Source organism: uncultured Dialister sp., assembly GCF_937959425.1.
Classification (GTDB): domain Bacteria; phylum Bacillota; class Negativicutes; order Veillonellales; family Dialisteraceae; genus Dialister.
On sequence record NZ_CALGPS010000145.1, the window covers coordinates 1 to 9,050 of the forward strand.

5 protein-coding genes are annotated in these 9,050 nt (G+C 55.0%); all 5 read left to right on the forward strand.

The window, feature by feature from the left end; all coding sequences use genetic code 11:
- The first annotated feature begins 251 nt into the window (after positions 1 to 251).
- The 5 genes from Q0482_RS06150 (at position 252) to Q0482_RS06170 (ending at position 8,514) form a co-directional block, all read left to right on the forward strand.
- Positions 252 to 1,769, forward strand: coding sequence for an HD domain-containing protein (locus Q0482_RS06150; RefSeq protein WP_299144729.1), 1,518 nt, complete (start codon positions 252 to 254; stop codon positions 1,767 to 1,769).
- Positions 1,744 to 3,714, forward strand: coding sequence for a penicillin-binding protein (locus Q0482_RS06155; protein ID WP_299144731.1), 1,971 nt, complete (start codon positions 1,744 to 1,746; stop codon positions 3,712 to 3,714). Before Q0482_RS06150 ends, Q0482_RS06155 begins: the two co-directional genes overlap by 26 nt.
- Before the next feature lie 1,306 nt (positions 3,715 to 5,020).
- The gene (locus Q0482_RS06160) at positions 5,021 to 6,688 is read left to right on the forward strand and encodes a formate--tetrahydrofolate ligase (protein WP_299144733.1); all 1,668 of its coding nucleotides are present in this window, start codon (positions 5,021 to 5,023) and stop codon (positions 6,686 to 6,688) included.
- A 1-nt stretch (position 6,689) separates the two neighbouring features.
- Complete coding sequence (locus tag Q0482_RS06165; protein ID WP_299144735.1) at positions 6,690 to 7,544, forward strand: bifunctional 5,10-methylenetetrahydrofolate dehydrogenase/5,10-methenyltetrahydrofolate cyclohydrolase; 855 nt, start codon at positions 6,690 to 6,692, stop codon at positions 7,542 to 7,544.
- A 115-nt stretch (positions 7,545 to 7,659) separates the two neighbouring features.
- On the forward strand, positions 7,660 to 8,514 hold the full coding sequence (locus tag Q0482_RS06170) for a mechanosensitive ion channel domain-containing protein (RefSeq protein WP_299144737.1): 855 nt from the start codon (positions 7,660 to 7,662) through the stop codon (positions 8,512 to 8,514).
- The last annotated feature ends 536 nt before the right edge of the window (positions 8,515 to 9,050 follow it).

Below are 9,050 nucleotides of genomic sequence, written 5' to 3' on the forward strand. Positions count from 1 at the left end.
AGCCGCCGTAGGCGGCTATCCACAACCCTCGCCCGCAAAGCGGGCGTCAAACCTAAGAACCTTTTGAACCTTTTGAACCCTCACGCCGTAGGCGTGTCCAATGGCCGGTCAATCTTAAGAACCTTACGGCGCCCGCGGAGCGGTCGCCCCCTTTCCTCGTTCTTGTGAAAAGTATATAATAGGGTATACAACTATTGAATTTAAAGGCTTTCTGCATTCCGGCAGGAGCATTTCTCAGGGAAGGCATTTCTATGAATCTGATTGGCCGCGTGATTTCCCATTTCCGGGATTCTTCTTTTGACGGTGACAGGGAAGATGAGCGGGCAGGGAAAATCGATGAAGGGGCGCTCTGTATCCTTCGAAAATTGAATGATGAGGGGAAAGAGGCCTATGTGGTGGGGGGCTGCGTGCGGGATCTTCTCATGGGTCTTGTGCCCCATGACTGGGATATAACGACGTCTGCCCGTCCTGATGAAATCGTTTCCATTGCCAAATCTGCCGGCTGGAAGGCCATTGACGGCGGAGGACGTCGTTTTGGTACGGTGATTGTGGTGCGGGAGGGAAAGTCCTATGAGGTCACCACTTTTCGCAGGGAGTTTTACGGCGAAGATTCCCACAGGCCGTCGGAGGTTTCTTTTTCCGATACGCTGAAGGAGGATGTGAGCCGCCGGGATTTCACGGTGAATGCCATGGCGGTGGATGCGGACGGATGCCTTTATGACTATTTCCATGGTCTTCGTGATTTGAAGAATAAGAAGCTCCGCACCGTAGGGGATGCGGAGAGCCGTTTCAAAGAGGATGCCCTTCGGCTTTTCCGGGCCTGCCGTTTTCTGGGGCAGCTTGATTTCATGGCGGACAAAAGTCTGGTGGAGGGCATGGAAGGGGCCTTTCCCCGGGTGGAAGGGCTTTCTCTGGAACGGGTGCGGGATGAGGTGAACCGTCTTCTGGTGACGGCCCATGCAGCCCGGGGGCTGGATCTTATGGTACGCACCGGGCTCTGCGACAGGAGCTGCCGGGTGAAGGAGAACGGCGTTTACCGGCCCGTTCCTATTCTGCCGGAGCTTTCCCATCTGGTGGGACTTCCTCAGCAGAAGGAATTCCACAAGTATGACGGCTGGTACCATACCCTGGCTGTGGTGGATGCTTCATCGCCCCTGCTTTTGAACCGCTGGGCGGCTCTTCTCCACGATGTGGGAAAAGGAATGCCCGGTATCCGGGCGGTGCGGAAGGGAAAGCTCACCGATTACGGTCATGACACGGAAGGGGCCTTGATGGCCCGTGAAATCCTGACCCGCTGGCAGATGCCCGCCGATTTCACAGACCGGGTGGTCTGGCTGGTGGAAAATCACATGAAATTTCACTATTTCGCCAATTTCGGCGAAGCCAACGGACTGAAATGGGTGAGGGGCCTGGCCAGGAAGGGCGTTTTCCGCTCGTCCAAGGATATGGCGGAGGCTTTCCATCAGATGACGGATCTGGGAAATGCGGACATTATCGGCTGCGGACGGCCATTTTCCGCTACTGAAGGCCACAGCGCCTTCGGCCGGTATATGGAGGATCTGGCTTTATCCGTGCCGGTGACTACCCGTGAGCTCCATTATGATAAGAATGTACCCCAGGTGCTGGGGAGCATGGTGGGGGAAGGAATGAAAAATCTTCTCCTCCGCGTGCAGAACGGAAATCTGGAAAATAATCCTGCTGCCCTTTATGACGCAGCAGTAAGGTTTAAGAGGAGAAGGGACCATGAGGAAGGAACTGCCCAGAAATAGGATGAGGAAGAGAAGCGTCAAGCTTTCCTTTTTCATCTGCCTCATAGGAGGTCTTTTGCTCCTTCGTCTCATGTGGGTGCAGATTGTGCGGGGCCATTACTATGAGGAAATGGCTATGAACCAGACGGAAGGGGTGCAGACCCTCTATTCTCCCAGAGGCACCATTTATGACAGGAACGGCAGGGAACTGGCTTTTTCCATTATGGTGAAATCTTTCTACGCGGACCCTGGCACCATGAATGTGAGCCCCGCAGAAGCGGCAAAGGAGCTGGCGCCGCTCCTTCACCGGAAGGAAGCGGATTTGGAAAAGGACCTGTCCCAGGACACCCGTTTCGTATGGATGGAACGGATTATGGACCCCGAAGATTCGGATAAGGTTATCGCCCTCATTAAGGAAAAGGGCTGGAAGGGCTTCGGCTTCTTCGATGAAAGCCGCCGCTTCTATCCCAACGGCTCCATGGCCGCCAATGTGCTTGGCTTCGTAGGATTGGACGACAAGGGTCTGGACGGGCTGGAAATGTCCCTGGACAGCCTTATCCGCGGCGGGGCAAATAAGCAGCACATACTTACCGACGCCAGAGGAAATCCCATATTGAAATCGGCCATGGCGCCCTACAAGGCAAAGAAGGAAAAATCAGTATACCTTACCATTGACCAGAACATTCAGTTCTACGCGGAAAGAGCGCTGGACCGGGCTATGGCTTCCACCCATGCTTCCGGCGGCATTATCATCGTCATGGATCCCAAGACCGGGGCTATCCTGGCTTTGGGAAACAGGCCGTCCTATGACCCCAACCATTACGACAAAGCGGCGGAGGCACAGTTCAAGAACCGGGCGGTGGTGGATATTTACGAACCGGGCTCCACCTTCAAGCCCATTATTGCCTCTGCAGCTCTGTCAGCCGGCACCTACGACACCCAGCGGGTGTGGCACGACCCCGGTGCCGTATGGGCCTCCGGCCATGCCATCCGGAACTGGAACGATGAATCCTACGGTGACGTGCGGCTGGTGGATATCCTGAAATTCTCCATCAATACCGGTTTCGCCCACATCGGTCTCCTTACCGGCGGAGATACACTGACTGAGTACGCCAAGAAATTCGGCTTCGGAAAACCTACGGGCATCGAACTTCCCGGTGAAGGCAGCGGCATCCTTTTTGAACCGAAGGACATGCGCCCCATCGACGTGGCCACCATGTCCATCGGCCAGGGCATTGCCGTCACCCCTCTCCAGATGGTGCAGGCCTACAGCGCCATTGCCAACGGCGGGAAAATGGTGAAGCCCCATATTATCGAAGCTATCAAAAATGCCGACGGCAGCGATTACAAAGTGACGCCGGTGGAATACAGCGGAGATCCTATTTCCAAGAAAGTAGCGGATGACGTGAAAGATATGATGGAAAAAGAAGTTTCCGAAGGCGGCGGTGCCAACGCCAAAGTGCCGGGCTACCATATGGCCGGCAAAACCGGTACTGCCCAGAAACTGGACCCGGTGAACGGCGGCTACCTGAAAGGCCAGTACATTGCCTCCTTCTGTGGCTTCGGCCCAACAGAAGATGCCAAGGCCATCTGTCTGGTAGTGCTGGATACGCCAAAGGGCACCTACTACGGCGGCCAGGTGGCAGCGCCGGTATTCAAGGAAGCCATGACCCAGATCATGCGCTACCTCAAAGTGCCCACCATTGACGACCAGACCATCCACGCCAAGCCCAAAGACCGGCCCATCGAGCTCTACAAGCCCAAACTGCCGGGAGACAATGAAAAAGAATTCCGCCTCCCCAGCTTCACCGGCTGGTCCATGAGAGATGTAGGCGAATGGCTTACCAGAGCATGCCTGGGATTCCAGCCCGATGGCAGCGGGTACGCAGATAAACAGGATCCGGGCATCGGAGCCAGAGTGAAAAGGGGAGATAATGTAAAAGTGCATTTTTCTCACCATGATTGAAATAAAAAGCAGCGCTTCTCTTCAGGAGGCGCTGCTTTTTTACATGCCCGGAAGGGCGTAAGAGTTCAGAGGGGGGCGGAGCGGCTGGGATCGGGATCAGGATCGGGATCGGGATAAATTAGTGGCTCGTGGGCTGGTCGGTATTCCCGAAGGGGCCTGCGGCCTTTGGCCGCAGAGGGGCGTATGGCATCCATCGGGCCTGACGGCCCTCGGTGCCAAGGGTTGCGTCGCTGTAGCTCAGGGGGCAAAGACCATGGTGGGCGCCTTTTGGGAAATATGTGGGGCGCCATTATGATAAAACCATAAAACCGCCCTGGCGGGCGATGGAAATGCGGCACCCCCTTTGGTGGCTGCGCCACCACCTTTCCCCCTGTTCAGGGGGCACTATGGACGCGCAGCATTGTGCCACATGACTCTATGGGAAGTATAGAGAAACCTATTCTCCCCCCTGAATAGGGTGGCAAGCGAACTTGGTTCGTAGGGGAGCAACGCGACCTGAGAACCAAGTGAGACGCTTTCCCGTGGAGGGAGTCCGGCGCAGCCGGATAGGGGGTGGCCACCGGAGGTGGCCAATTCAGTAGAATGTTTAGCACGATTTATGCAGCAGAAAGGAAATTCCGTAACGCAGGCTCCTTCCTCTGGAAGGAGCTGCCCGATAGGGCTGAGGAACACTTTGCTGTGCAAAGGCATCGCCGATAGGCGGATTTTCACGAATGTGTCACATCAGGCCCCGATGGGGCCTCGGCCTTTCTGCGAAAGGCCTGCTATCCTCCGTCGCCTGCGGCGACACCAACGGCCGGGCATTAAGGTGTTCGCTTTGTGTGTGCACAGCGAACTGGAGTCACACCAGCGAACATAATTTGCAGGAGCAAAGCGACGCACAAATTATTGTGAGTCGGTGATAGCCGTGCTGTAGGGGAGCATGAGCGACCTGAGAATCCAGTGAGTCGTTTCCCCTGTGGGGCAGGCTATACTCGAATATTAGCCCGACTCGACAGTCCTCTGCAGGACTGTCGTCTTCCAGAAGAAGGTTTTGACTCTCCGTCCTGCAGCACTGGTGACACAAGAGGGAGGCCCCGTAACGCAGATTTTATATTGCGCCCATAGGGCGCCACCACAACCCTCGCAGCCGATAGGCTGCGTCAAACCTAAGAACCCTTGGGCCCGGAGGGCCCATCAAACTTAAGAACCTTCCCACTCTTCCCCCGTCCCCATTGTGTTATAATGAATAGAGCTGATTGCCATGCGGTCAGTATTTCTATAAGGCAAATTCAGAAGTTTGGTTGGGCATGAAGGAGTGGAAAAGATGTTAAGCGACATTGAGATTGCACAGAAAGCAGAAATGAAACCGATTACGGAAATCGGTGCTTCCATCGGGATTCCGGCTGAGGATTTGGAGAACTACGGTCCTTACAAGGCCAAGATTTCTCTGAAGCTGACGAAGGAGCTGGAAGGTAAGCCCATGGGCCGGTTGATTCTGGTGACCGCTATTTCCCCGACTCCTGCGGGGGAAGGGAAGACTACTACCACCGTAGGTCTGGGCCAGGCGCTGGCGCAGCTGGGAAAGAAGGCCATGATCTGCCTCCGCGAGCCGTCTCTGGGACCCTGCATGGGGGTGAAGGGCGGCGCTGCCGGTGGCGGGTATTCCCAGGTAGTGCCTATGGAGGATATCAATCTCCATTTCACCGGTGATCTTCATGCCATTACTGCTGCCAACAATCTTCTGGCTGCCATGGTGGACAACCATATCCAGCAGGGGAATGTGCTGGGTATCGATCCCCGCCGGGTGGTTTGGAAACGGGTGGAAGACATGAATGACCGGGTGCTCCGCCATATCGTGGTCGGTCTCGGCGGCCATGCCAACGGTGTTCCCAGGGAAGATGGATTTGACATTACCGTAGCTTCTGAAGTGATGGCTATCCTCTGCCTGGCTGATTCCATCCGGGATATGAAGGAAAGGTTTGCAAGGATTATCGTAGGCTATACCTATGATAACAAGCCTGTCACTGCCGGCGATATCCATGCCCAGGGGGCCATGGCGGCTCTGATGAAGGATGCGCTGAAGCCGAACCTGGTGCAGACCCTGGAACATGTGCCTGCCTTTATTCACGGCGGTCCATTTGCCAATATTGCCCACGGCTGCAACTCCGTGCTGGCTACCCGCACGGCCCTTCACCTGGCTGACTATGTGGTTACAGAAGCCGGTTTCGGCGCCGATCTGGGGGCGGAAAAGTTCCTGGACATTAAGTGCCGTTTCGCCGGCCTGAAGCCCGATGCGGCTGTTCTGGTGGCTACTATCCGTGCCCTGAAAATGAACGGCGGCAAAGCAAAGAATGAACTCACCGAATCGGATCCGGAAGCAGTGAAGAGGGGCCTGCCGAACCTGCTCCGTCATATTTCCAACCTGAAGAAATTCGGTCTCCCCATTGTGGTGGCTCTGAATATGTTCCCCAGCGACACGGCAGAGGAAAAGAAGGTCATCGAAGATGCCTGCGCCGAAGCAGGGGTTCCGGTGGCTGAGTCCACGGTCTTCGTAGACGGCGGCAAAGGGGGCCTGGACCTGGGAAGAAAGGTACTGGAAGCCATCGACAAAGGCTCTTCCTACAAGCCTCTCTATGATATCCACCTTTCCCTGAAGGAAAAGATTGAAACCATTGCCAAGGAAATCTACGGCGCAGGAAGCGTGCAATATGACAGCGCCGCTGAAAAGGAACTGAAGCATATTGAAGAAATGGGCTTCAAAGACGTGCCCGTATGCATTGCCAAGACCCCCGCATCCTTCAGCGATGATCCCACCAAACTGGGTGCTCCCTCCGGCTTCACCCTTCATGTACGGGAAGTCAGGATTTCCGCCGGCGCCGGTTTCGTAGTGGTTCTCACCGGCAAGGTGATGACCATGCCGGGCCTGCCGAAACGTCCGGCAGCTGAACGGATCGACGTAGACGACGATGGTCATATTACAGGACTCTTCTGATATGGCAGACATACTGGACGGAAAAGAAACGGCCGCCTCCCTGGAAAAGGTGCTCCGAGGAAGGCTGGAGGCCCTGAGAGCAAAACACTATGAACCGAAACTGGCCATCGTTCTGGCAGGGAGCAGCAAACCCTCTGCCATGTACGCCTCCTTCATGCAGAAAGTGGCCAAGAGCTACGACATGGAAGCGGAAATCTTCCGGGAATCCGACGATGTGACAGAGGAAGAACTGGGAAATCTCATTTCCGATTTGAGTTATGACCGGGAAATCACGGGCATCCTCATGATGATGCCCCTCCCCAAGGGCATCAACGCGGAAAAGATGATTGCCCTTATCAATCCGGACAAGGATGTGGACGGCCTCACCGACACCAACGCAGGAAGGCTCTTCGCCGGGAAAGAAGGACTCTTCGGCTGCACGCCAAGGGCGGTTATGGCCATCCTTGACCACTACGGCATCGATCCCGACGGAAAAAAGGCAGTTATTATCGGAAGGAGCAATGTCATCGGGAAACCCGTTTCCCTCATGCTCCTGAAGAAAAACGCCACCGTCACCATCTGCCACTCACATACGAAGAACCTGAAGGAAATCGCAAAGAGCGCGGACATCCTGGTGGCTGCCCTGGGTCACGCAGGGGCGGTGACGGCGGATATGGTGAAACCGGGAGCCGTGGTCATCGACGTAGGCATTAACCGGGTAAACGGTAAAACAGTGGGAGATGTGGACTATGGCCCTGTCTCCGAAACAGCCGGCGCCATTACCCCCGTTCCCGGCGGCGTAGGAAGCGTTACCACCACCATGGTGATTGAAAACATTATTGCAGCCGGCGAAAAACAGGCGGCTGAAAAGGCGTAAACGATACAGAGCAAAAGCGGCATTCCATGAGGAGGCCGCTTTTCTTTTGCCCGATATGATAAAATAGAAGAAATATCATTTCCTGCCATTTCATTTCACAGAAAGGATTTTTTCATTGGAAACCAATGCAGTAACCAAGGTAGTGACTGATGAAATCAGCATTACCGCCAAATTCATGAGCGATTTGAAAATGTTTGCCCTCACCAAGGGCCTGGATCTCATCGAAGCCATTATCCTCTTCATTGTGGGATATATCATCTGCCGATACATCCGAAAGGCAGTGGAACATATCCTGGAAAGAAGCAACGTGGATCCCTCTGCGAAAACATTCATTGCAGAAATCATTTTCTTCTTCTGCCTGGCCATCGTGGCCATCGTAGCCCTGGGCACCGCCGGCGTGGCGGCAGGCACCCTGGCCGCAGCCTTCGGCGGCGTAGGCCTGGCCATCGGTCTGGGCCTCAAGGACAATATCGGCAACGTGGCCTCCGGCATTTTCATCCTCATCTTCCGCCCCTTCAGGGTAGGGGACTACATCCAGGTAGGCACAAACCAGGGCACCGTCACCGACATTCGCATTATGTACACTCTCATCTCTACCCTGGGCAACCAGATGATCGTCATCCCTAACTCTTCCCTCATTAACAGCGTCATTAAGAACTTCTCCGCCTTTGAAACAAGGAACTTGGAATTCACCTTCGACGTAGGCTACAGCACCGACCTGCCGGCCTGCATCGCCCTTCTGAAAAAGATATTCACAGAAGACGGCTATGTGCTCAATAAAGAAAACCTCCCCATCTACGTCAGCGCCATGGCGGAATCTTCCATCCGTATCTACGTCAGAGCCCAGGTGGACAGGCAGAAATACTTTGACGCCCAGAATGAACTCTACATTAAAGTGAAAGAAGCCTTCGATAAAAACGGTATAGATATTCCCTTCCCCCAGATCGTGGTGCACCAGGCGAAGGAATGAAGGCAGCCGCAGAGCCGCTGGGGTCGGGACCGGGATCGGGTCCGGGGAGCGCCTGACGGCGCAGATCTAGTGGCTGGTGGCTAGTGGGCTGGTGAACTAGTACCGGCTATCGGCTGTCAGCTGTCGGCTATCTGCCTTGGTGGGCGCCCTGAGGAAATGGTAAATGGTGAATTGTAAATGGTAAATGAAGGAGACGCCCTCTTTTGACATAATCGGGCGCTAATATGATAAAACCGGTGTAGTGAGCTGGTGTGCTAGTGTACTAGGAAAACCATACAACCGGGCTGACGCCCGTTGGAAATGCACCCCTTTTGGTGCCTTACGGCACCACCTTTCCCCCGCTAAAGCGGGGGCACTATGGACGCGCAGCATTGTGCCACATGACTCTGCAGGTAGACATAGAGGGGTTATATTCTCCCCCCTGAATAGGGGGGAGTCCCGCGAAGCGGGATAGGGGGTGGTCACGCCAGTGGCCAATTCACCGTGTTAGAGCCCGGCAATTTTGACCATTTTTAGCTCAGCTTTTTTAGCCAATT